The sequence below is a fragment of the Thiobacillus thioparus DSM 505 genome (assembly GCF_000373385.1).
Taxonomy (GTDB): domain Bacteria; phylum Pseudomonadota; class Gammaproteobacteria; order Burkholderiales; family Thiobacillaceae; genus Thiobacillus; species Thiobacillus thioparus.
This window is the reverse complement of the sequence record NZ_KB891316.1, coordinates 1079711-1101984: the sequence shown is the minus strand read 5'-3', so window position 1 is coordinate 1101984 and position 22274 is coordinate 1079711. Positions and strand designations below refer to the sequence as shown.

Annotated in this window: 25 protein-coding genes, 1 tRNA gene, 1 other RNA gene and 1 riboswitch; of the genes, 18 read left to right on the top strand and 9 right to left on the bottom strand. The window is 61.2% G+C overall.

Annotation, left to right across the window (positions count from 1 at the left end):
• From B058_RS17460 to B058_RS0105600, 7 genes are all read left to right on the top strand, one after another.
• Nucleotides 1-576, top strand: a complete 576-nt coding sequence (locus B058_RS17460; protein WP_081616728.1) for a class I SAM-dependent methyltransferase — start codon at nt 1-3, stop codon at nt 574-576.
• Nucleotides 577-675: 99 nt separating this feature from the next.
• On the top strand, nt 676-1113 hold the full coding sequence (locus B058_RS17805) for a hypothetical protein (protein ID WP_157265519.1): 438 nt from the start codon (nt 676-678) through the stop codon (nt 1111-1113).
• Nucleotides 1114-1208: 95 nt separating this feature from the next.
• Complete coding sequence (locus B058_RS17800) at nt 1209-1556, top strand: hypothetical protein (protein ID WP_157265517.1); 348 nt, start codon at nt 1209-1211, stop codon at nt 1554-1556.
• Nucleotides 1557-1633: 77 nt separating this feature from the next.
• Nucleotides 1634-1990, top strand: coding sequence for a hypothetical protein (locus B058_RS17795; protein ID WP_157265515.1), 357 nt, complete (start codon nt 1634-1636; stop codon nt 1988-1990).
• A gap of 111 nt (nt 1991-2101) precedes the next feature.
• Nucleotides 2102-2713 (top strand): hypothetical protein, encoded by a 612-nt coding sequence (locus B058_RS0105605; RefSeq protein WP_018507502.1) that lies wholly within the window; start codon nt 2102-2104, stop codon nt 2711-2713.
• 75 nt (nt 2714-2788) lie between these two features.
• A complete protein-coding gene (locus B058_RS18505) occupies nt 2789-3127 on the top strand; it encodes an immunity protein Imm33 domain-containing protein (RefSeq protein WP_081616727.1) in 339 nt (112 codons plus the stop codon).
• Between the two features lie 107 nt (nt 3128-3234).
• The gene (locus B058_RS0105600; protein WP_018507501.1) at nt 3235-3771 is read left to right on the top strand and encodes a GrpB family protein; all 537 of its coding nucleotides are present in this window, start codon (nt 3235-3237) and stop codon (nt 3769-3771) included.
• 303 nt (nt 3772-4074) lie between these two features.
• On the opposite strand, the gene B058_RS0105595 is transcribed toward B058_RS0105600, so the two are convergent.
• The 3 genes from B058_RS0105595 to lgt all read right to left on the bottom strand — a co-directional run bounded on the left by B058_RS0105595 (nt 4075) and on the right by lgt (nt 5314).
• Nucleotides 4075-4150, bottom strand: a tRNA-Ala gene (locus B058_RS0105595).
• A 25-nt stretch (nt 4151-4175) separates the two neighbouring features.
• Entirely contained in the window at nt 4176-4598 is a 423-nt protein-coding gene (locus tag B058_RS0105590) for a VanZ family protein (RefSeq protein ID WP_245539251.1), read from the bottom strand.
• Nucleotides 4532-5314 carry a prolipoprotein diacylglyceryl transferase gene (gene lgt, locus B058_RS0105585; RefSeq protein WP_018507499.1) on the bottom strand — a complete coding sequence of 261 codons (783 nt, stop codon included), beginning with the start codon at nt 5312-5314 and terminating at the stop codon, nt 4532-4534. Before lgt ends, B058_RS0105590 begins: the two co-directional genes overlap by 67 nt.
• 91 nt (nt 5315-5405) lie before the next feature.
• On the opposite strand from lgt, the gene ilvD reads away from it, so the two are divergent.
• Nucleotides 5406-8183: a dihydroxy-acid dehydratase gene (gene ilvD / locus B058_RS0105580; RefSeq protein ID WP_018507498.1), complete on the top strand. Its 2778-nt coding sequence runs from the start codon at nt 5406-5408 to the stop codon at nt 8181-8183.
• 18 nt (nt 8184-8201) lie between these two features.
• On the top strand, nt 8202-8807 hold the full coding sequence (locus B058_RS0105575) for a ParA family protein (protein WP_018507497.1): 606 nt from the start codon (nt 8202-8204) through the stop codon (nt 8805-8807).
• 21 nt (nt 8808-8828) lie between these two features.
• On the opposite strand, the gene B058_RS0105570 is transcribed toward B058_RS0105575, so the two are convergent.
• Complete coding sequence (locus tag B058_RS0105570; RefSeq protein WP_018507496.1) at nt 8829-9407, bottom strand: ankyrin repeat domain-containing protein; 579 nt, start codon at nt 9405-9407, stop codon at nt 8829-8831.
• A gap of 87 nt (nt 9408-9494) precedes the next feature.
• On the opposite strand from B058_RS0105570, the gene B058_RS0105565 reads away from it, so the two are divergent.
• The 8 genes from B058_RS0105565 to B058_RS0105530 all read left to right on the top strand — a co-directional run bounded on the left by B058_RS0105565 (nt 9495) and on the right by B058_RS0105530 (nt 17693).
• Nucleotides 9495-11513, top strand: coding sequence for a thioredoxin domain-containing protein (locus B058_RS0105565; protein ID WP_018507495.1), 2019 nt, complete (start codon nt 9495-9497; stop codon nt 11511-11513).
• Between the two features lie 82 nt (nt 11514-11595).
• Nucleotides 11596-12393: a DUF2189 domain-containing protein gene (locus tag B058_RS0105560; RefSeq protein ID WP_018507494.1), complete on the top strand. Its 798-nt coding sequence runs from the start codon at nt 11596-11598 to the stop codon at nt 12391-12393.
• A gap of 127 nt (nt 12394-12520) precedes the next feature.
• Nucleotides 12521-12853 (top strand): c-type cytochrome, encoded by a 333-nt coding sequence (locus B058_RS0105555; protein ID WP_018507493.1) that lies wholly within the window; start codon nt 12521-12523, stop codon nt 12851-12853.
• A gap of 138 nt (nt 12854-12991) precedes the next feature.
• A complete protein-coding gene (locus B058_RS0105550; protein WP_026240679.1) occupies nt 12992-14143 on the top strand; it encodes a branched-chain amino acid ABC transporter substrate-binding protein in 1152 nt (383 codons plus the stop codon).
• A gap of 38 nt (nt 14144-14181) precedes the next feature.
• On the top strand, nt 14182-15111 hold the full coding sequence (locus B058_RS0105545) for a branched-chain amino acid ABC transporter permease (RefSeq protein ID WP_018507491.1): 930 nt from the start codon (nt 14182-14184) through the stop codon (nt 15109-15111).
• 1 nt (nt 15112) lies between these two features.
• On the top strand, nt 15113-16168 hold the full coding sequence (locus B058_RS0105540; protein WP_051082013.1) for an ABC transporter permease subunit: 1056 nt from the start codon (nt 15113-15115) through the stop codon (nt 16166-16168).
• Nucleotides 16165-16983 (top strand): ABC transporter ATP-binding protein, encoded by an 819-nt coding sequence (locus tag B058_RS0105535; RefSeq protein ID WP_081616726.1) that lies wholly within the window; start codon nt 16165-16167, stop codon nt 16981-16983. Before B058_RS0105540 ends, B058_RS0105535 begins: the two co-directional genes overlap by 4 nt.
• Complete coding sequence (locus tag B058_RS0105530; RefSeq protein ID WP_018507488.1) at nt 16980-17693, top strand: ABC transporter ATP-binding protein; 714 nt, start codon at nt 16980-16982, stop codon at nt 17691-17693. The genes B058_RS0105535 and B058_RS0105530 overlap by 4 nt, the downstream gene beginning before the upstream one ends.
• Before the next feature lie 8 nt (nt 17694-17701).
• Here B058_RS0105530 and B058_RS0105525 read toward each other — a convergent pair whose 3' ends face one another.
• From B058_RS0105525 to B058_RS0105510, 5 genes are all read right to left on the bottom strand, one after another.
• On the bottom strand, nt 17702-18292 hold the full coding sequence (locus tag B058_RS0105525; RefSeq protein ID WP_018507487.1) for a 5-formyltetrahydrofolate cyclo-ligase: 591 nt from the start codon (nt 18290-18292) through the stop codon (nt 17702-17704).
• Between the two features lie 9 nt (nt 18293-18301).
• Nucleotides 18302-18486: non-coding RNA, 6S RNA (ssrS, locus tag B058_RS17450), on the bottom strand.
• 82 nt (nt 18487-18568) lie between these two features.
• Nucleotides 18569-18871: a cell division protein ZapA gene (locus B058_RS0105520; protein WP_018507486.1), complete on the bottom strand. Its 303-nt coding sequence runs from the start codon at nt 18869-18871 to the stop codon at nt 18569-18571.
• Complete coding sequence (locus B058_RS0105515; RefSeq protein WP_018507485.1) at nt 18871-19068, bottom strand: hypothetical protein; 198 nt, start codon at nt 19066-19068, stop codon at nt 18871-18873. The genes B058_RS0105520 and B058_RS0105515 overlap by 1 nt, the downstream gene beginning before the upstream one ends.
• 189 nt (nt 19069-19257) lie before the next feature.
• Entirely contained in the window at nt 19258-21165 is a 1908-nt protein-coding gene (locus B058_RS0105510) for a TonB-dependent receptor domain-containing protein (protein WP_018507484.1), read from the bottom strand.
• Nucleotides 21159-21363, bottom strand: a riboswitch (cobalamin riboswitch). Its footprint overlaps the gene before it by 7 nt.
• A gap of 309 nt (nt 21364-21672) precedes the next feature.
• Here B058_RS0105510 and B058_RS0105505 point away from each other — a divergent pair.
• Entirely contained in the window at nt 21673-22266 is a 594-nt protein-coding gene (locus B058_RS0105505) for a DUF7676 family protein (protein ID WP_018507483.1), read from the top strand.
• Nucleotides 22267-22274: the final 8 nt, after the last annotated feature.

Here is a 22274-nt window from a genome sequence, read left to right as displayed (position 1 = left end):
ATTACGGATCAAGCCATCATTGATGCCGTTCTCAGCCGTCTACCACGCTCCGTCCTTGATATTGGCTGTGGCGAAGGATGGCTTGTTCGTGAACTTGCCGCCAGAGATATGCATGCTGTAGGTATCGATGTTGTACAAAAACTTGTTGAAGAAGCCNGGCGCGCCGGTGGCGGAGATTTTCGCATNCTGTCTTACGAAGAGATTGCTGCTGGGAAACTCAAAGTTTTGGTTGATGTCGTTGTCTGTAACTTCGCGTTACTCGGAAAAGAATCGGTTGAGGGAGTATTTGAGGCTGTTCCATCCCTGCTAAATTCACATGGCACATTTGTCGTACAAACCCTTCACCCAGTGATGGCGTGCGGTGACTTGCCATACCGGGATGGGTGGCGCGAAGGTTCATGGGCCGGGTTCAGTAGCAATTTCTCTAACCCGGCGCCGTGGTATTTTAGGACCTTGGAGAGCTGGATAAAATTGTTCGTTGATAGTGGTTTTCAGCTATGTGAAGTACGTGAGCCGACCCACCCAAAGACCCAGAAACCAGCTTCCGTGATTTTCATTGGAGAAACGGCTGGCTAACAACGCCATCAACCCGGACGTGCAAAAGCGCCGTTTCGCTCTGCTTTTGCACGCCGGTTATGGCAGTACGCATTGGGCCTTAACACGATGAGATACTTTTTGACATTGATTTTGACATGCACTTTTGCTGGTGCCCTTGCTGAAGATTTACAAATCGTGCCTTATGAAAATACCTATAAATGCCCAGCCGCCGTGGTTCATACAACTGGCATGCGTTGCGAGATTGAAGATACTTGCCCAACCGTTTCACCAATCCAAAGTGAAAAAGCGGATCTTACGACTAACAGTGGCAAGAAGTTTTCTATTCCATCCCTGATTCAAAGCTTTCCAAAATCCACGCGTATTTTGCGCGACGAAGGCTCTGCTAAAAATCCTCAACCTAGAATCTACGGCATAGAGAACGTAACCTGCCTTGGTAAAAATAAAATCGGTATTCTCTACAACGGAGGTGGTAACTGTAGGTCGGGCTGTGAAAATTATGTCACCTACACTATCAGTCAAGACAAAGGGATTACTAATGCATCAATTGCCGAGTAATTGGCCCAACCCGGCGCTCAACCTCGCTCCCTTCGGTCGCTGGACGCTGCGCCATAAAGCGGCGCAGCGCCGGTTAGCTCTACGTTAGGAGTCACATGTCTCCCGCCGAGCCGATCAAACCAAATCACTTGAAACTCAGTCGATTTCATATAGGGCTAGCTATCGCTTACGCCGTATTGTTTGGTTCTCTTATGCTTTTCGGGTGGTCAGATTTAACCGCATCAGGAAAAATTGGTATTCCAATCATGAGTGTCATCCCGTCGATGTTTCACTTAGGCTTAGCCTGGGGCAGCAAAGTAAAATCTGAAATCTCACGCAAGATCTCGGTCGTTGTCGGCGTTCTATTGCTCATTGCGTTTCCAATAGGAACGATACTCGGCTTCTTCTTTCTTCCACTTACGCAGTGGAAATCAAAGCTGGGTAGTGCTAATGCCGACTCCTAACATGGCGCTCAACCTCGCTCTCTCCGGTCGCTGGACGGCGCTAAAGCGCCGCCGGTTAGCTCTACGTTAGGGACATCATGAGCCAATCATCATATTTGTATGTTGCTGCCATCACCCTTGGAATTTTGGTGGGCTACTTTTCAAAAAAGTCACTTTGGCTTGGTGGTGCATTAGCAGCAGCCGTATATGTGTTAGCCACACTTTTGCAAAGCAACATGGGCGCAACGCACCAATTGGTCGCGTCAGCGTCATTAGCTGGTCCGTTCCTTATTGCCTTTTCACTGGTTCATTTTTCCCTTGGGTATGTGGGCTCTTATATCGGTAGGCGGTTCACACCTAACAGACCAACACCATCTCAAGGAAAACTCGCTTTGTTATTCGCGCTCATTTTTGCGTTGCCTGTAATTCAAAGCATTATTGTTTCAGCAAGGTAAGGCTCACTTCATAGGACAGAATCCATCCCTAACATGGCGCTCAACCCCGCTCCCTCCGGTCGCTGGACGGCGCTAAAGCGCCGCCGGTTAGCTCTACGTTAGGCATATCTTGTGAGCGACGACGACTTTTACCTATGGGACGATGAACTGTCCGAAAGGGAAACATTTCTAATTGGGAAGACCATTGCTCAATGGGGCGCACTCGAACACGAGATTTTTGTGCAAACCTTGATGACCTTTGAGGGCGAGGAGATTGCCTTGCCCAGGGCGATGAACAACTTGCAGTTCACTGAAATATTAGATCTGTGGAAAGTGCGCGTTGCTCCCAAAGCTGAGGATGAGCGCAGGAAGGTTCTAGAGCAACAGTACGAAAAAATTCTCAAGCTGAAAGATTACCGTGACGCTTTGGTTCACGGTATGTGGCAATGGTCTAAAGCGGAACTTTCTAAAATTACTTCTGTGCGCATTCGAAAAAAAGAAATTATTTCTGTTCACTTCACGGCAGATGATTTGGCTGATTTTTCTCTCCAACTTGCGAGAGTAAATTTCAAACTTCGGTTCCCCGGAGGCATTGAGGACTTGGCAGAACAACGTACCGCAGAAGGTTCTTACATTAACCGTATTGGGTCGGCGCTTCTGACGGGTAGCCCTCTCGCGGATGAGTGGCTTAAGTCTATGGGAGTCACTACCGATGATGAAAAGAAAACCACGCCCAATGCCTAACCCGTGGGTCAAGCGGGACCGTCTTCCGGCGTGCCGCCTCCAGACGGCCCCTTACCTTAAACGTTATGCGTCACGATGATTGCTTCGCCTGAACAAATAGCCGTGTGTGCACGGTTCGCCACTCCGGCCATGCCGGCTGAGCCAAATTTGAAAGTAGGCATAGCCCTTGGAACCTTAAATCTACTGCCGCTGAACGCATTACGTCATAGGCAGGAAAACGGAACGTGTGGCTGGTATATCTACGGTGGGGAGTATTCAACCGCTGATGATTTTTACCAACCACTACATGTCGCGCACCTCGCACAGCATTGTCCAAAAATTGTTCCGTATTTAGCGCTACCACCTGGCTGGCGTGTTCTTCTTGCCCCAGGGCACGAAGATGTATGGTTTGACCAAAGGCTCCTAGACGAATGAAAACGCATAACCCGGCGCTCAACCTCGCTCCCTTCGGTCGCTGGACTCGCCAAAGCTGCGCTTTGGCGAGCCGGTTAGCTCTACGTTATGCGTCTTGAGGCTGTGCAGTGAGGGAAGATGAATCTCTGGAGCGAGCGATACACGAGGACGTGGCGCTGTGCCCGTACAACCCTGAGTGGCCGTTTCTTTTCCTCGCTGAGCGTGAACGCCTCTTCTCGCTGTTTCCGTTGCTACTTCTCGATATCCAGCACTTCGGAAGCACCGCCATCCCAGGCATGTCTGCCAAGCCAATCATCGACATTCTGGCCGGCGTTGAATCAATGGCTGTGGCGGAGTCACTTGTCGAACCGCTCCTCAGGTCAAGCTACACCACATCGGCAGAGTTCAACGCAACGCTCACAGACCGGCGCTGGTTCATGCGCTGGGCCAACGGGCGGCGTACGCATCACCTTCACGTTGTCGTCCTCGGTGGTACCGAATGGCGCCAACGTTTGCACTTCCGCGATGTGTTGCGCTCCGATCCAGAACTCGCAAATCGCTACTCACTTCTCAAGACCGAGCTTGCGGTCCAACACAGCACCGATAGAGAGGCGTATACACGTGCGAAAACAGAATTCGTACTTTCGGTGGCGCGAGACGCATAACATGGCGCTCAACCTCGCTCCCTTCGGTCGCTGGACGCTGCGCGATAAAGCCGCGCAGCGCCGGTTAGTTCTACGTTGAATGGTGCTTTGACGGGTAAACGCCGAACACCGGACATATGGAACGGTCAGCCTGACCGGCTGCTTAGGCCGATGAGGAGTCGGTCGCCGTTGTTGACGCGAACTACCCTTGTTGGTCGTTGAAGCAGACTGAGCTGGGTGTGCCGTCGTTGGACTGGCTAGGCCCACAATTGGCAAGGTTATGGTCTCCGAGACAACCAGTTCGGACGTTGTTGGATATTGAAATGGTGGAGACGAGGAGGATCGAACTCCCGACCTTCGCATTGCGAACGCGACGCTCTCCCAGCTGAGCTACGTCCCCAGTGCGGCGGATTATAGCCTCGTTTCTAGCGGGGCCGGAAGAGCTTTCCAAGGGTGTCCGGCAGGTTGGGGAGCAGGCGGGCGGCGAACCAGCCGAGCAGGACGCCGCCGGTGTTGGCCAGCGCGTCGAGCACGTCGGGGTCGCGATCCGGGGTGAGGCCTTGCAGCAGTTCGATGGCGCCGCCGAACAGCACGACGGCCACGGCGAGCCGCCAGCGCCGCTGGACGACGATCTGCGCCCACCAGAACATCAGCACGGCATAACCGGACAGGTGCACGATCTTGTCGGTGTGGCCGCTTTCGTTGATCACGGGCGGTGTCAGCGACAGCACCAGGGCGGCGGCGACGCCGAGCCAGCCGCACCCTTTCCAGAGGCGGAGGATCATGCGCGGCGCAGCGACCAGCGCAGCATGATGAGGCCGGCGACGATCATCGGCATGGAGAGCCATTGCCCCATGGAAAGCCCCAGCCCCAGCAGGCCGAGGAAGCTGTCGGGTTCGCGGGCGAATTCGGCGAGGAAGCGCAGGCTGCCGTAGCCGATCAGGAACACGCCGGAGACGGCGCCGACCGGACGCGGCTTGCGCGAATAGAGCCACAGGATGGCGAACAGCAGCAGGCCTTCGCCGGCAAATTCGTAGAGCTGGGATGGGTGGCGCGGGATGCCGTCGCCTGCCTGCGGGAAGATCATGGCCCAGGGCAGGGTGGTGGCGCGTCCCCACAGTTCGCCGTTGATGAAGTTGCCGAGCCGGCCGGCGGCGAGCCCGAGCGGGACCAGCGGGGCGATGAAGTCGGTGACGGCGAGCCAGCGCAGCTTGTGGCGGTGCGAGAACAGCGCCATCGCGATGATGACGCCGAGGAAGCCGCCATGAAAGCTCATGCCGCCTTCCCATACCTTGAAGATGTCGAGCGGGTGGGCGAGGTATTCGGCCGGCTTGTAGAACAGCACGTAGCCGAGCCGGCCGCCGAGGATGACCCCGAGCACGCCGTAGAACAGCACGTCGTCGAGCATCTGCTGCGTCCATTTCGTCCACGGCCGGTGCGCGATGCACCAGCGCCCGAGCAGGATCACCTGGACGAAGGCGACGAGGTACATGAGGCCGTACCAGTGGATGGCGAGCGGCCCAAGCTGCAGGGCGACGGGGTCGAATTGGGGATGGACGAGCATGGGTCGGGGTCGGGATTCAGAAAGTGGGATTCGGGGAGGTCAAAGCGCGGGTAAAATGGCTGGCTGATTATAGATTGCCTGAGTGACCAACATGCCTGACTATCGTTCCTGGACAACCACCCGTGGCCGCAACATGGCGGGCGCGCGCGCATTGTGGCGCGCCACCGGCATGAAGGATGGCGACTTCAACAAGCCGATCATCGCGATCGCCAACTCGTTCACCCAGTTCGTGCCGGGCCACGTGCACCTGAAGGACATGGGCCAGCTGGTGGCGCGCGAGATCGAGGCGGCGGGCGGCGTGGCCAAGGAATTCAACACCATCGCGGTCGACGACGGCATCGCCATGGGCCACGGCGGCATGCTGTATTCGCTGCCGAGCCGCGACCTCATCGCCGACTCGGTCGAATACATGGTCAACGCGCACTGCGCCGACGCGCTGGTGTGCATCTCCAATTGCGACAAGATCACCCCCGGCATGCTGAACGCCGCGCTGCGGCTCAACATCCCGACGGTGTTCGTTTCCGGCGGGCCGATGGAGGCGGGCAAGGTGGTGTGGGAATCCAAGACCATCAAGCTCGACCTGGTCGACGCCATGGTGTCGGCGGCCGACGCCAGCTTCAGCGACGAGAAGGTGAACCAGCTCGAACGCTCGGCCTGCCCGACCTGCGGTTCGTGCTCGGGCATGTTCACCGCCAACTCGATGAACTGCCTGACCGAGGCGCTGGGCTTGAGCCTGCCGGGCAACGGCTCGCTGCTGGCGACCCACGCCGACCGCAGGAATTTGTTCCTCGCCGCCGGCCGCCTGATCGTGAAGAACGCGCGGCGCTACTACGACGACGGCGACACCACCGTGCTGCCGCGCGCGATCGCCAGCTTCGACGCCTTCGAGAACGCCATCGCGCTGGATATCGCCATGGGCGGCTCGACCAACACCGTGCTGCACCTGCTGGCGGCCGCGCACGAGGCCGGCGTCGATTTCACGATGAAGGACATCGACCGCATGAGCCGCCGCGTGCCGCACCTGTCGAAGGTGGCGCCGTCGATCCAGACTTACCACATGGAAGACGTGCACCGCGCCGGCGGCGTGATGGCGATCCTTGGCGAACTCGAACGCGGCGGGCTGGTGCATCGCGAGGTGCCGACCGTGCTGATGAAATCGCTCGGCGAGCAGATCGATGTCTACGACATCCGCCGCACCAGCGACAAGGACGTCAAGGATTACTTCCGCGCCGCGCCTGGCGGCGTGCCGACGCAGACCGCGTTCTCGCAGGACCGGCGCTTCGCCAGGCTCGACGACGACCGCGTGAACGGCTGCATCCACGACCTCGAGCATGCCTACTCGAAGGACGGCGGGCTGGCCGTGCTGTACGGCAACCTCGCGCTGGACGGCTGCATCGTCAAGACCGCTGGCGTCGACGAGCACATCCTCAAATTCTCCGGCCCGGCACGTGTGTTCGAGTCGCAGGATGCCGCGGTCGATGCGATCCTGGGCGACCACATCAAGCCTGGCGACGTCGTCGTGATCCGCTATGAGGGCCCGCGCGGCGGTCCCGGCATGCAGGAAATGCTGTACCCGACCTCATACCTGAAATCCAAGGGCCTCGGCAAGGTCTGCGCGCTCATCACCGACGGCCGTTTCTCCGGCGGCACCTCGGGATTGAGCATCGGCCATGCCTCGCCGGAAGCGGCCGAGGGCGGCACCATCGGCCTGGTGGAAGAGGGCGACCGCATCGAAATCGACATTCCCCATCGCACGATCCAGGTCGCCGTGAGCGATGCCGAACTCGAACGCCGCCGCGCCGCGATGGACGCCAAGGGTGCGCAGGCCTGGAAGCCGGTCAATCGTGCGCGCGAGGTCTCGCCTGCGCTGCGCGCCTATGCGGCAATGGCGACCTCGGCCGCCTTCGGCGCGGTGCGCGACGTCAGCCTGGTCGAACACCCGACCGAGGCGCAGATGCATGCCGATCCGCTGGCGCGTTTCGCCATTCCCGGCCAGCTGAGCTTCCGCATCGGTGCCGGTGGTCTCACGTACGCCGACATCGACAACCACGGCGGCCGCGCGACGATCTGCCTGCAGGGTGCGCACGTGGTGAGCTACCGTCCCAAGTCGCAGCACGAGCCGGTGGTGTGGGTGTCCGACGCCGCCAGGTTCGCGTCGGGCAAATCCATCCGTGGCGGCGCGCCGGTGTGCTGGCCGTGGTTCGGCGCGCACGCCAGCGAGGCCTCGTTCCCCGCGCATGGCTTCGCGCGCACGGTTCCGTGGACCGTGACCGGCAGCCGCAAGCGCAACGACGCCAAGACCGAGATCACCCTGCAACTGGCGGACAACGAACAAACCCGCGCGCAATGGCCGCATGCCACGCGGCTGTCGCTGACGGTCATCGTCAGCGACAAGCTGGAGATGCATCTGGCCACCACCAATACGGGGACTGCGCCGATCCAGATCGGCGAAGCGCTGCACACCTACTTCCACATCAGCGATATCGGCGCGGTCAAGGTCGTCGGACTGGAAGGCGCGACCTATCACGACAAGGTCGGCAACTTTGCCACCCGGAAACAGGGCGGGGCCATTGGCTTCGACGGCGAAGTCGACCGGGTGTACGTCAACACGCCGGCTGATTGCGTGATCGTGGACGCGGGCCTCAATCGCCGCATCCGCGTGGCGAAGACCGGTTCGCAGTCGACCATCGTGTGGACGCCGTGGACCGAGAAAGCCGAGAAGATGGGCGACATGGGCCGCGGCAAGTCCGGTACCGGCTGGCGCGAAATGGTGTGCGTCGAATCGGCCAATGCGATGGACAACGTCGTCACCGTGGCGCCAGGCGAAACGCATACGATGTCCGTGACGTACAGCGTGGAAGCGATGTAATCAAAGGGAGAAAGCGGCATGCGCGTGATTCTGGTGGCCAATCCCAAGGGCGGCAGCGGCAAGACGACGCTGTCGACCAACCTCGCCGGCTATCTGGCGGCGCAGGGTCAACGCGTCGCCTTGCTCGATCTCGACCGGCAGAAGTCCGCCACCCAGTGGCTGGCGATGCGCGATGGAGCATTGCCGGAGATCGAATTGATGCGCGAAGGCCAGAAGGCGGACAGCGACTGGCTGGTGATCGATTCGCCCGCCGGGCTGCATGGGAAGAGCCTGGAACGCGCGCTGAAGCTGGCGCACAAGGTGGCGGTGCCGATCGCACCGTCGCTGTTCGACATTCGCGCCAGCCAGGATTTCCTCGCCGCGCTGCATGCCGAAAAGGCGGTACGCAAAGGGCATGCCTTCGTCGGCGTGGTGGGGATGCGTGTCGACCCGCGTACCCGTGCCGGCGTCACGCTGGAACAGTTCATGGCCCAGCAGGATCTGCCGGTGCTCGCGCATCTGCGCAACACCCAGCACTACGTCAACGCCGCGTTCGAGGGCAAGAGCCTGTTCGATCTGCCGCATCACATCGCCGAGCGCGATGTCGAACAGTGGCAGGATCTGATAGCCTGGCTGGACCGCTGATCGGCCCGGCCACCACGCGCGTCAGTGCGTGGTCGGCTTCATCAGATTGACCACCTGCGGCTTGACCACGCTCTTGGTCGACGAGCACGACCCGTCTTCGGATACGCCGAGCTGACGTTCGGCTTCGGTCAGCAGATTGATCACATCCACGTAGAACTTGTCGTTCGCCATCATGCGTGCGGTGCGGCCACCGTCATTGGCGGCGAGCACGTCGGCACCGGTGTTGATCAGCCATTCCACGACCGGGGCATCGCCGCCGCCCGCTGCCAGCATTAGCGGCGTGATGCCGAAGAAGATGCGTTCGTCGAGCGCGGCGCCCGCCTCGTGCAGCACTTCGATGACCTCGACGTAGCCGCGCTCGGTTTCGCCGTTGTAGGCGGCCTTGGCAAGCGCCGTCCAGCCTTGTGGCGACTTGGCGTTGACGTCGGCACCGGCGGCGATCAGCAGCTGCACCGCGGCGACATGGCCACCGTGTGCGGCGTGCATCAATGCGGTTTCGCCGGCCTCGTCGACCGCGGCAGGATCGGCGCCGGCCTCGAGCAGGGTTTTGATCTGCGTGGCATCGCCTGACTGGGCGGCTGCGAATAATTCCTGGGACATGGGGGCTCCTGCTTTTGTTCGGGATTGCAGCAAGCGTACAATTGTTGACTGATTTAATCAACTATTAGCCTGCGAGGCTTTGCCGCCATGCCCAACCGTCTTGCTACCGAACCCAGTCCCTACCTGCTGCAGCATGCCGACAACCCGGTCGACTGGTACCCGTGGGGCAAGGAAGCCCTGGAGAAATCGCGCCGCGAAGACAAGCCCATCCTGCTGTCGATCGGCTATTCGGCCTGTCACTGGTGCCATGTGATGGCGCACGACTGCTTCGAGGATGCCGAAGTGGCGGCGGTGATGAACCGCCTGTTCGTCAACATCAAGGTTGATCGCGAGGAGCGGCCCGACCTCGACCAGATCTACCAGACCGCGCATCAGCTCTTGACCCAGCGCGGCGGCGGCTGGCCGCTGACGGTGTTTCTGACGCCTGACCAGACGCCGTTTTTCGCCGGCACCTATTTCCCCAAGACGCCGCGCTATCAGTTGCCCGGCTTCATCGACCTGATGGAAAACGTCGCGCGCGCCTGGCACGAGCGGCGCGGCGAAGTGCTGGCGCAGAACGAAGCGGTACGCGCCGCGCTCGCGCAGCAACAGCCGGATGGGGGCAGGCATGAGGCGCTGACCGATGCGCCGCTCGGGCAAGCCGTGCGCGATCTTGCGCAGGCCTTCGATCCGGTGTGGGGCGGCTTTTCGCGCGCGCCCAAGTTTCCGCGCCCCGGCGAGCTGTTCTTCCTGCTGCGGGAGGCGCAAAGAAGCGGCAATGCGCAGGCGCGCGAGATGGCGCTGTTCTCACTGCGCAAGATGGCGTCGGGCGGCGTGGTCGATCAGCTCGGCGGCGGATTCTGTCGCTACTCCGTCGACGAGCAGTGGGTCATCCCGCACTTCGAAAAAATGCTCTACGACAACGGCCCGTTGCTGCACCTGTATGCCGACGCCTGGGCGCTGACCGGCGAGGCTTTGTTCAAGGACACCGCAGAGGGCATCGTCGGCTGGCTGTTGCGCGAAATGCGCGCGCCGCAGGGCGGCTTCTATTCGGCGCTGGATGCCGACAGCGAAGGCCACGAAGGCAGGTTCTACGTGTGGACGCCCGATGAGGTCCAGGCGCGGCTGCTCCCCGAAGAATACGCCGTGGCGGCGCCGGTATACGGTTTCGATGGACCGCCCAATTTCGAGAACGCGCATTGGAACCCCGTTCTGGCGCGCCCGCTGGGCGAGGTCGCGGCCGAACTGGGCTTGACCGGCGAAGCCGCCGCGGCACGGCTGGCGAATGCGCAGGCCAAGCTGTTTGCCGCACGCGAGACGCGCGTGCGTCCCGGACGCGACGACAAGCAGCTCACCAGCTGGAATGCACTGATGGTCGCCGGGCTGGCGCATGCCGGGCGGGTGATGGCGCGTCCCGACTGGATCGATGCGGCCCAGGATGCGATCGATTTCCTGCATCGGAATGTGTGGCGCGACGGGCGCCTGCTTGCCAGCACCAAGCACGGCGAGGCGCGGCTGAACGCCTATCTCGACGACTACGCGTTTCTGCTCGATGCGCTGCTGGAAAGCCTGCAGGCGGGCTATCGCGAAGCCGACATGATCTGGGCGCGCGAGCTTGCCGATGCGCTGCTGATGCATTTCGAGGATGCCGACGCGGGCGGCTTTTTCTTCACCAGTCATGACCACGAGGCGCTCATCACGCGTCCCAAGCCCGGCTACGACAACGCGACGCCTTCGGGCAACGGTGTGGCGGCCTTCGCCCTGCAGCGGCTAGGCCATCTGCTCGGCGAGATGCGCTACCTCGACGCCAGCGCCCGCTGCCTGAACATGTTTCATGCGCATCTGATCCAGCAGCCGATCGCGTATCCCACGCTGCTGGCCGTGCTCGCCGAATCCCTCGTGCCGCCGCGCGTGATCCTGCTGCGCGGCTCGGCATCCGCCTTGAAGGCGTGGACGCGCGCGCTGACACCGCAACTCGGCGCACACGACCTGATGCTGAGCCTGCCTAATGGTCTGACCCTGCCCGATGCGCTGGCGAAGCCGGCGTCCGATCATCCCACGGCCTGGATATGCAGCGGCACCGCCTGCCAGCCGCCGGTGACCGACCTGGATGGCGTTCTGGAATAAGGGCTGTATCAGTATTTGCTATTAGGAACCCGTGCCGCCGCCTGCTATCAAAGAAACAGTCTGTCTGTCATCAGGAGCAAGCATGAGCACACATACTGAACACCCGGTTTTCCATCCGCAGGCCGCGCGCATGGATCTGCCGGCAATCCGCAGCGTGACGTTCGAGCAGCCTTTCCACTGGTTGCGCGCGGGCGCGCAGGACATGGCCAAGGCGTGGCCGCTGAGCCTCTTTTATGGCGTGGTGTTTGCACTGCTGGGATACGGCCTGGTGCATGCGGCGGAAGACAAGCCGCACCTTGCGATGGCGCTGACCTCGGGTTTCCTCTTCATCGCGCCGGTGCTGGCCACGGTGTTTTATTGCGTCAGCCATCGCCTGGAGCACCACCACAAGCTGCCGAGCCTCTTCGTTCCCTTGCTGTCGTGGCGCGCCAATCCCGCTTCGCTGGGGTTGTTTGCGTTGACGCTGGTATTCGTGCTTTCCGTCTGGGAGCGCCTCTCGGCCATTCTGGTCGGATTGTTCCTGAACGGGTCGGGCATCGGCGGCCTGTCCGAGTTGCTGAGCCTGTCCGCGGTGCAGCAGCACACCGATTTCGTACTGGCCTACCTGGCGTTCGGCGGCATGCTGGCCTTGATGGTGTTCAGTTTCTCCGTGGTCTCGCTGCCCATGCTGCTGCACCGCAAGGTCGATTTCGCCACGGCACTGGTCACCAGTTTCATGGCGACCCGGCTGAACTTCCCGGTGATGCTGTTGTGGGGCGTGCTGATCGCGGGTCTGGTCGTGATCGGCATGGCAACCGACTTCATTGCGATGGCGGTGATATTCCCGTGGTTGGGGCATGCCAGCTGGCATGCTTACCGCGAACTGATTGAACGCGAATAACTCTACCCCCGGGGCTTGGTAGCAAATACCCAAGCCCCTGCCTTGCGTGGAAAGGTATTTCCCTTAATATTGCAGACGCGATGATGTCTCAAACGCGCCCAACCCGACTTCCACGGAGACTGTAATAATGATGAACAAGTTGATGATGACCGCAGCGTCTGCTGCGCTGCTGTTGATGTCCGGCGTAGCAGCCTCTGCGGATGACCCGGCCGCGGCCATGGCCCTGGCCCAGAAGAACGCCTGTTTGTCCTGCCATGGCGTGGACAAGAAGATCGTCGGCCCGGCCTACAAGGATGTCGCCAAGAAATATGCGGGCGACAAGGGTGCGAAAGCCCATCTGGTCGCCAAGGTGAAAGCCGGCGGCAAGGGCGTCTGGGGCCAGATTCCCATGCCGCCGAACCCGCAGGTCAGCAACGAAGACGCTGAGAAGATCGTTTCCTGGATCCTGACCCTGAAATAATTTTCGGCGAACGATCCCGATCGAAAGCAAAGGCCGGCGTTTACGCCGGCCTTTGCTTTCAAGGCAGCTGGAAAGCCGGTCGCCGCTGGCTTTGTGGTATAAATTCCACGTTTCAGTTTGATTGCGGGGAAGACCGAGATGACGGGTCAAAGGCTGGCTTGGGTGATGGCAGCGGCAGTGCTGGTCGCAGGATGTGGCGACAAGCCGCAGCAGAATGGCGATAGCCAGGTGGTGTTGATCGGCCAGGTTTCCCCTCTCACCGGCCCGCAGGCGCATCTGGGCAAGGACAACGAAAACGGCGCGCGCATGGCGCTGGACGAAATCAATGCCGCCGGGCTCACGCTGGGCGGCAAGAAGGTCGTGCTCGAAATGCGCAGCGAGGATGACGCAGCCGATCCCAAAACCGCCGCTACCGTGGCGCAGAAGCTGGTCGACGAAGGCGTGGTCGGCGTGATCGGCCACCTCAATTCGGGTGCCACGATCCCGGCTTCCAAGATTTATTTCGATAACGGCATTCCGCAGATTTCACCGTCGGCCACTGCCGTTGCCTACACGGCGTCCGGATTCAAGACGGCTTTCCGCGTGATGACCAACGATGCGCAGCAGGGAACCGTGCTGGGCGACTACGCGGTGACCAAACTGGGCGCGAAACGCATTGCCATCATCGACGACCGTACCGCCTACGGCCAGGGCCTGGCCGACGAAGTGGAGAAAGCGGCCAAGGCGGCGGGCGGCGACGTGGTGGCACGCGAATATACGTCCGACCGCTCGACCGACTTCATGGCGATCCTCACCTCCATCAAGGGCAAATCACCCGACCTGGTGTTCTTCGGCGGGATGGATCCGCAGGCCGCACCCATGATCAAGCAGATGAAACAGCTCGGCATGAAGGCGAAATTCCTCGGCGGCGATGGCGCGCAGACACCCAATTTCATCGACCTGGCTGGCGCCGCCGCCGAGGGCGCGATGGCGTCCAACCCCGGCCTGCCGCTCGACGCGATGCCAGGTGGCAGCGCGTTCAAGGCCAAGTTCGAAGCCCAATACGGCAAGATCCAGAACTATTCCCCCTATGCCTACGACGCCATGCATGTGCTGATCGCCGCAATGAAACGCGCCGACTCCAGCGACCCCGCCAAGTATCTGGCCGAACTGCCGAAGACCGATTATCAAGGGGTGACCGGCCACATTCGCTTCGATGCCAAGGGCGACCTCGCCGGCGGTGCGGTGACGCTATATCAGGTGAAGAATGGCAAGTGGCAAACGCTCGAAACCGTGCAAAGCGGCAAGTAAGCTGAACTGAACTCAACCGGGTCTCAGCAGGCGCATAGATGGACATCTTCCTGCAACAACTCATCAACGGCCTGGTGCTCGGCAGCGTCTACGCGCTGGTGGCGCTGGGCTATACCATGGTGTACGGCATACTCGAACTCATCAATTTCGCCCACGGCGAGATCACCATGATGGGAGCGATGGTGGCACTGTCCGTGATCGGCGCCCTGGCGCTGGCGGCCCCCGGGCTGCCGGGCGTGCTGGTGCTGGCGTCGGGCCTGGTGGTGGCGATTCCGGTGTGCGTGGCGCTGGGCCTCGTGATCGAGCGTGTCGCCTACCGGCCGCTGCGGCATGCGCCGCGCCTGGCCCCGCTTATCACGGCAATCGGCGTGTCGATCATCCTGCAGAATGTCGCCATGCTGATCTGGGGCAAGCAGTACATCCCCTTTCCCGCCATCCTGCCGCAGGGCCGCCACACGCTCTACGGCGCGTCGATCACCGACGTGCAGATCGCCATCCTGCTGTTGGCCACGGCCATCATGCTGCTGCTGATCCTGATGGTGCAGAAAACCCGGCTCGGCCGGGCCATGCGCGCCACCGCACAGTCGCGCCAGGTGGCGAGCCTGATGGGCGTGGACGTCAACCGGGTGATCGCCGCCACCTTCGCGATCGGCTCGGCACTGGCGGCGGTGGCCGGGGTCATGGTCAGCGCATATTACGGCCTGGCGCACTATTACATGGGCTTCCTGCTCGGCCTCAAGGCCTTCTCGGCGGCGGTGCTGGGCGGCATCGGCAACCTGGGCGGCGCGATGCTGGGCGGCCTGCTGCTGGGCCTGATCGAATCGTTCGGCGCGGGCTACATCGGCGATCTGACCGGTGGCTTCCTCGGCAGCAATTACCAGGACGTGTTCGCGTTCTTCGTGCTGATCGCCGTGCTGGTGTTCCGTCCCTCGGGCCTGTTGGGAGCGCGTGTTGTCGAGCGCGCTTAGTTTGAATAAAACACGGTCACGCTGGCTGACGTTCGGCTTGCTGGCGCTGGGGTTGGCGCTGCTGCCTTTCCTGGTCGACGCCGGCTTGGGGCGCTCGTGGGTGCGGCTGCTCGATCTTGCGCTGCTTTACGTGATGCTCGCGCTGGGCCTCAACATTGTCGTCGGCTACGCCGGGCTGCTCGATCTCGGCTACGTCGCGTTCTATGCCCTGGGGGCGTACGTCTACGCCTGGCTCTCCAGCCCGCATTTCGGCCTGCACCTGCCGTTCTGGGCGGTCCTGCCGCTGGGCGCCGCGCTGGCCGCGCTGTTCGGCGTCTTGCTGGGTGCGCCCACCCTGCGGCTGCGGGGCGATTACCTCGCCATCGTCACGCTCGGCTTCGGCGAGATCATCCGCATTTTCCTGAACAACCTGAATGCGCCGGTCAACATCACCAACGGTCCGCAAGGCATCAACCTGATCGATCCGGTACGCCTCGGCAGCTTCGACCTGAGCCAGTCGCATGCACTCTTCGGCTATACCTTCACCGGCATCCATCTCACCTACTATCTGTTCCTGCTGTTCACGCTGATGGTGATCTTCATTTCGATGCGGCTGGAGGATTCGCGCATCGGTCGCGCCTGGGTCGCCATCCGCGAGGACGAGATCGCCGCCGCTGCGACCGGCATCAACACACGCAACCTGAAGTTGCTGGCCTTTGCCATGGGCGCCACCTTCGGCGGCCTGGCGGGCGGATTGTTTGCCAGCTTCCAGGGCTTCATCAGCCCCGAATCGTTCAACCTCATGGAGTCGATCATGATCCTGTGCATGATCGTGCTCGGCGGCATGGGACATATTCCCGGCGTGATCTTCGGCGCGGTGGTGCTGACGCTGCTGCCCGAGGCGCTGCGTTATACCGGTGACTGGCAGCGCAACCTGTTCGGCCGGATCTATATCGACCCGGCGGATCTGCGCATGCTGCTGTTTGGCGTGGCGCTGGTTGCGGTCATGCTGTACCGTCCCGCCGGACTCCTGCCCTCGACGCGCCGCCGACGCGAATTCGCCGACGCGCAGGGATGAGTGCACCCAAGGCTGCTCCCTCCCCATCGGGCAAACCCGATGCAGGATCGACTCCGCTGTTGACGGTTTCCGGCGTAAACAAGGCATTTGGCGGCTTGCAGGCGCTCTCCGATATTTCGCTGCAGGTTCACACGGGCGAGATATTCGGCCTCATCGGCCCCAATGGCGCGGGCAAGACCACTTTGTTCAACGCGCTCACCGGGCTGTATTCGATCGACCGCGGCGAGATCCGCCTGAACGGCCAGCGGATCGAGGGCCGCAAGCCGCACCAGGTGCTGTGCGCCGGGCTGGCCCGCACGTTCCAGAACATCCGCCTGTTCGCGGAAATGACCGCACTCGAGAACGTGCTGGTCGGCCGTCATGCGCGCACCAGCAGCGGCGTCGTCGGCGCGGTGCTGCGCCTGCCCGGCACGCGTCGCGAGGAAGCCGATTCGCGCGAACGTGCCCATGCCTTGCTCAAGCGCGTGGGGATTGCGCAACACGCCCATCACCTGGCCAAAAATCTGCCCTACGGCGATCAGCGCCGGCTTGAGATTGCCCGCGCGCTGGCGACCGAACCGAGGCTGCTGGCGCTCGACGAGCCTGCCGCCGGGATGAATCCGGCCGAGCGTGCGGCCTTGCGCGAACTGTTGCTGCAGTTGCAGTCCGACGGATTGACGCTGTTGCTGATCGAGCACGACGTGAAGCTGGTGATGGGGCTGTGCACCCGGCTGGCGGTGCTCGACTACGGCGTGAAAATCGCCGAAGGCACGCCCGACGTGGTCAGCCGCGATCCCAAAGTCATCGCTGCCTACCTTGGGGACGAAACGCTATGAGCGCATTGCTGGCGATCAACCGCTTGTCGGTTGCCTACGGCGGCATCCACGCGGTGCGCGAACTCAGCCTGGAGGTGGCGCCGGGCGAAATGGTCTGCCTCATCGGTGCCAATGGCGCGGGCAAGACCACCACGCTCAAGGCCGTCAGCGGCCTTCTGGCACCGCACGGCGGCAGCGTGCATTTCGACGGCCAGTCGATCACCCGGCTGCCGGCGCACGAGGTGGCGCGGCGCGGTCTGACGCTGGTGCCCGAGGGACGCGGCGTGTTTCCGCGCATGTCGGTCGCCGAGAACCTGATGATGGGTGCCTACGCCCGGCGCGATCGCGCCGAGATTGTTCGCGATCTCGACCAGGTCCATGCCTTGCTTCCGCGCCTGACCGAACGCCGCGCACAGCTTGCCGGCTTGCTGTCCGGGGGCGAACAGCAGATGCTGGCGTTGGGGCGCGCGATGATGGCGCGTCCGCGCCTGTTGCTGCTGGACGAGCCGAGCATGGGACTGGCCCCCTTGATGGTGCAGGCGGTGTTCGACATCATCCGCCGGATTGCGGCCGACGGCGTGGCCGTGCTGCTGATCGAACAGAACGCGCATCTGGCGCTGAAGACCTGCGCGCGCGGCTATGTGCTGGAAAACGGCACCGTCACGCTGAGCGGCCCGGCTACCGAGCTGTCCGCCAATCCGGCAGTGCGCCAGGCCTATCTGGGCGACTAGGTCCCGCGTCAGGGAAGGTTTGAAATGAAGCGGTGCAGCTGGCGCTCGGTCAACACCGCGTCGAGCGGCATGTCCCACGGATCGTGCGGCAGCGTCTCCGCCTGCTGGCACTCGTAGGCAATCCCGATAAGCCGCGGTTTCCGCCACAGCCGCCGGTGACGCATGAACGCCAGCGTCGCATCGTAGTAGCCGCCGCCCATGCCCAGCCGGTAGCCCTGTTTGTCGAACCCCACCAGCGGCATCAGCAGCAGGTCGAGCTGACGCGCGCGCAGCGGCTTGGCATCCAGCGGCTCGGGGATGCCGTAGCGGTTTGGCTGCATGCGCGTGTTGCGGCCCACCCGGCCGAAGCGCATCACCCGGCCGCGACGCGGCAGGATAGGCAGATAGCATTCGCGCTGCATGCAGAGGGCCTGGTTGAGCAGGAGGTGGGCGTCGAATTCGCCGCCTTGCGGCAGATAGAAGCCGATCCGTTGGGACCGCAGCAACAGCCCGTGGCGCAGCGCCAGGCGCAGGGAAGCGCGCGCGGCGTGCCGACGCTCAGCTGGTTTGAACGCGCTGCGGGCGGCTTTGAATTGGCGGCGGAGGGTGGTTTTGTCCATCGAGTGAAAGGGCTCCCCGCCTGTGCCGTGACTGGCTGCGGACTCTTGAACCTGGGTCCAAGACGGCCGCAATCAAAGGCGCTTTGGGCACATGAGACGTGTCACGCGCACACCTGCACCGGAATAGACCGCAGCCTTGCACGTATGCATTGGTTCAGAGAAATTGCAACCAGCCTCGAACACCGCAGGGAGCGTCCTTAGTGTATTCCATTTTGGGATCGAAAAGGGGGTGGCTGCCCCATCGCGCGGAGGGGCCGGGGCCGGGAATGGATCGGATCAGAAGAGCGTGTCCTGGTCTTCCAGCACGGAATCGAGCAGCGCGTTGCAGTGGGTCAGCCGGGTGCGGGCTTCCTCGACCAGACCGCCGCCGCCCTGGGTCAGCAGGTCGTGCGCCAGATTGAGGCCCGCCATGATGGCGATGCGCTCGGCGCCGATCACCTTGCTGCTCTCGCGGATCTCGCGCATTTTTTCGTCGAGATAATCGGCCGCCGCGATCAGGGCCGATTCCTCCTCGCGCGAACACGCCACCTTGTAAGCGCGGCCAAGGATATTGATTTCGATCGAACGGGGGCCGGCCATCACACGTCCTCCGGCAAAGTATCGAGCAGCGCATGCAGGCGTGTTCTGGCGGCATCCAGGCGGGTCGTCAGCTGCCTACTGTCCTGCTGCGCCGCCAGCAGCTGCTGGCGTAGCGCGATGTTTTCCTGCCGCAGCGTGTGGCACAGCTCGGCCACCTGGCGGATCTTGGCTTCAAGGATATCGAGTTCGGCGTGCATGGCGCGACTATAGGGGGCGGCGTGCGGCCGGTCAATCGCGGTATGTCGGGATCAGTTTTCTACTGTTGATGTACTGAATATCGATGCGGTCCAGTGGTAAATGGACTGGCAGTGGTATGCCCTGAGCGTATTCCGGTAATCGAGTTTCGATTCTGGCGGATATTTATGCTCAGGGACTTTCGCAAAGCCTTAATTCGGTGCGTAAGCCAACTCGACGAAGAGTGCGCGCCCTTGCGTGTTGTAGCCGTGTACCAATGTGTAGTCCTTATCCAGCAAGTTTTGTAGCTTCCCGGTGAGTGTCCATTCGCGCGCGAGTTTCCTGTTCAGCGTCAAATTGAGTACCGCATAGCCCGGCACGGTGATGCGATCGAACGTTGTGGCATGAATGTCGGGATGGGGGCCGGATGCCAGTACTTCGGCCCGCCAGTTGAATGCACCCGTATCCCTGCCCAGTGAGATGCTACCGAATTGGTTGGCGCGACGGAGCAGGCCCAGCCCGGTCGCGACATCTTCGGGATTCTGTAGCGTTAACGCTCCCCGCGCATCCAGGCCAGCCAGACGACCTTGCCACGAAAACTCGACCCCCCGGTTTTCAGTGCGATCAATGTTGGTGGCGATGAAATTCGGGGGAACGAAAACGAAATTGATGAGATCGCGGGTGCGAGAGAGGAAGGCGGTGACGCGCGCCAGCCCATATGCACCGCTATAGGTGAGGCCGGCTTCGCCACTTCTGGCGCGCTCGGGGTTGAGAGCGGGATTACTGCCGAACGGGCCGTACAGCTCATTGAAGGTGGGTGCACGGAAGGCGGTGGACACGTTCGCCGACAGCCGCAGCGTGGGTGTCAGTCGATAGCCGTAGCCAACCAACCCAGTCGTTGCGCCGCCGACATCGCTGTACTGATCATGCCGCAAATTCAATTGTAAGTCGTGTGCCCCAGCAGCCAAGGTGTATCCGACGAGTGCGCTGTTCACATGACGGGCGTCATCACTATAGATTTGGTTGGTATCGAAACGTTGCCACAATCCTTCGATACCCAACTGCAACGCGCCGGGTCCTGCGTCTACGGTGTTGTGCCACGTGAACTGGCTATTTCGAGTTTTAAAACGGTCGCCTGCTACGCCATTGAAATCAGATACCAGATCGTCAATCCCTTGGGAAACCTGCATACGGCTATGCCAGCCTGGTAGCCAGTGGTTGTCGCTGTATATGGATAAAGCCGTGAGAGTCTGGTCACTGTGGTTGCTTGATGTGCCGTCGAATTCGATGTTGCCGTTCGATTGGAAAGCTGTAATCCCAATTTCATGACCGGCTTGCAGGCGATGTGACAACGCCAGATTGAGCGTGGTGTTGCGGTAGGCATCATTATCTGTGTCGGCTGGTGCGAAAACGAGGGGGCTTGGTATGAACTCGGCACGCGCACTCGAGAATCCGCTGGTTTGCATGTGGGATACGCCGAAGTGCACGCGTGTATCGTTTAGAGAGCCGCCAATGGCCAATGCCAGTTTTCGGGTGTTGTCTGTACCCAAGCCAACGCGGCCGGAAACTTTCATTTGTCCATCGCCTTGGCGAGTGAAAATTTGTACCACACCGCCGATGGCTTCTGAGCCATACACGCTTGATACGTTGCCGCGCACGATCTCGATGCGTTCGACTTCGTCCAGCAGTATTTGATCGATGGCGGTCGTGCCAGCGCTGGCTGAATTGACGCGAACCCCATCGATAAGAATCAGTACATGATCGGATTCCGATCCGCGAATGCGGATCGCGCTTTGTGTGCCGATGCCGCCGCTCTGTGTGATTTCCACGCCGGACTCCTGGCGCAGCAGAGTGGGCAGATCGCTAGCGCTGGATGATTCGATATCGGTACGCGTGATGACTGTAGTGTGTTGCAGGGGGGCCGCGAGTTTTTGTGAGTAGCCTGTTGGTGTGACCACGATGGTATCGCCAACGAATTCCGGCAGGGTTTCCGCGTAGGCGGGGATCACGAAGCCCGTGGCGAGAGCAAGGGCGAGAGAGGTTTGACGCATGATGGTTTCCGGTTGGGTGCCCGATTCCCCGCGGGCACATTGCACGATCCGCCGCGTGGCGTAGGCCAAGCGGGGTTCAGGCCGGTATCCGGGCTCGCGCCGTATGCATCGCCTTCCCGGACGAATCCAGTGGCGTGTGTGATGCACCGTTTAACGCTTACCGTTGCGGGGGCAGCCCAGGCATGGTGGCGTTACGCCACGCACCTGATTCCCGTTTATCCAGAGCGATAGAAGATCATTTCTGGCACCTGATTGGCGAATTCTTGTTTATTTAATCAATTCTGTCAAATCAACCCGCGAATAACAGAAAGCTATGAGCACCATAGTTTTTCGCTATTTGTGATATATCAAAAATTAAATTCATATAAATCAATATATTGGAATAGACATTTTGTTTATTTGAGCATTGATGAATTAATGATCATTTCTTCTAGAAAAAACATTTTTTATTGTTTAATATGGCTGTTCCGGCGGCGGGTACGGGCCGGTAAGTGCGTTTGAAGTGGCACTGCCTTGAACACCCTCTTGGTTTCTGAGACCGAGGTTGCGGTGGGCGGTAAACCGGAAGGAGTAGGAATGGCAAAGCAGCGTGGGGGGCGCAAACCCATCATCGAACGGGATAGAGCGGGGAAGCCGCGCGTTCATCGCTGGCCGATGCCGACCGATCCGGACACGCTTCACGATTTTCTTGCGGATACGTTCCTGTGCTATTGGGACCAGCTGATTTTTGGCCCGTCTGTCAGTGGCGCGGCGTATGAGTGGACATGTCCTTGTGCGCCCGACTTGATTGAGCGGGACGGCGAATTCCTGACGATCGGGTTCAGCGGTCCTCACTTCCATCTGTGCATCGGATCGGACACCCCCGATGCGGATTCGGACCGCGAGGCGCGGATGCGTGGGTTGCGTCCGGCGAACGCCAGCATCTTTCGCACACTGGATGACCGGGGGGCGCCCAACAGTTGGGGATTCGAGATGCGCAACGCGGCGGGCGTGTCCATGCTGACCATCTATTTCGCCAATCCTTTTGTACTGCCAGGGGACCGGCTTGCCGAGCGGCCGGATTGGTCGCGGCTGTCGATGTGGCGGGATATCGCCTTTCGTTATCTCGGCCGGGAACCGGAGGCATTTGACCAGACCAGCAAAGGCTTCGGGCACTATGTGGCGGCATAGCGGCGAGA

Coding starts and splice junctions, on each gene's coding strand:
- B058_RS17800 (WP_157265517.1), top strand. CDS start 1,209: ATGTCTCCCGCCGAGCCGATCAAACCAAATCACTTGAAACTCAGTCGA.
- B058_RS17795 (WP_157265515.1), top strand. CDS start 1,634: ATGAGCCAATCATCATATTTGTATGTTGCTGCCATCACCCTTGGAATT.
- B058_RS18505 (WP_081616727.1), top strand. CDS start 2,789: ATGATTGCTTCGCCTGAACAAATAGCCGTGTGTGCACGGTTCGCCACT.
- B058_RS0105590 (WP_245539251.1), bottom strand. CDS start 4,598: ATGGCTCTCCATGCCGATGATCGTCGCCGGCCTCATCATGCTGCGCTG.
- lgt (WP_018507499.1), bottom strand. CDS start 5,314: ATGCTCGTCCATCCCCAATTCGACCCCGTCGCCCTGCAGCTTGGGCCG.
- ilvD (WP_018507498.1), top strand. CDS start 5,406: ATGCCTGACTATCGTTCCTGGACAACCACCCGTGGCCGCAACATGGCG.
- B058_RS0105575 (WP_018507497.1), top strand. CDS start 8,202: ATGCGCGTGATTCTGGTGGCCAATCCCAAGGGCGGCAGCGGCAAGACG.
- B058_RS0105570 (WP_018507496.1), bottom strand. CDS start 9,407: ATGTCCCAGGAATTATTCGCAGCCGCCCAGTCAGGCGATGCCACGCAG.
- B058_RS0105565 (WP_018507495.1), top strand. CDS start 9,495: ATGCCCAACCGTCTTGCTACCGAACCCAGTCCCTACCTGCTGCAGCAT.
- B058_RS0105560 (WP_018507494.1), top strand. CDS start 11,596: ATGAGCACACATACTGAACACCCGGTTTTCCATCCGCAGGCCGCGCGC.
- B058_RS0105555 (WP_018507493.1), top strand. CDS start 12,521: ATGATGAACAAGTTGATGATGACCGCAGCGTCTGCTGCGCTGCTGTTG.
- B058_RS0105550 (WP_026240679.1), top strand. CDS start 12,992: ATGACGGGTCAAAGGCTGGCTTGGGTGATGGCAGCGGCAGTGCTGGTC.
- B058_RS0105545 (WP_018507491.1), top strand. CDS start 14,182: ATGGACATCTTCCTGCAACAACTCATCAACGGCCTGGTGCTCGGCAGC.
- B058_RS0105535 (WP_081616726.1), top strand. CDS start 16,165: ATGAGTGCACCCAAGGCTGCTCCCTCCCCATCGGGCAAACCCGATGCA.
- B058_RS0105530 (WP_018507488.1), top strand. CDS start 16,980: ATGAGCGCATTGCTGGCGATCAACCGCTTGTCGGTTGCCTACGGCGGC.
- B058_RS0105525 (WP_018507487.1), bottom strand. CDS start 18,292: ATGGACAAAACCACCCTCCGCCGCCAATTCAAAGCCGCCCGCAGCGCG.
- B058_RS0105520 (WP_018507486.1), bottom strand. CDS start 18,871: ATGGCCGGCCCCCGTTCGATCGAAATCAATATCCTTGGCCGCGCTTAC.
- B058_RS0105515 (WP_018507485.1), bottom strand. CDS start 19,068: ATGCACGCCGAACTCGATATCCTTGAAGCCAAGATCCGCCAGGTGGCC.
- B058_RS0105505 (WP_018507483.1), top strand. CDS start 21,673: ATGGCAAAGCAGCGTGGGGGGCGCAAACCCATCATCGAACGGGATAGA.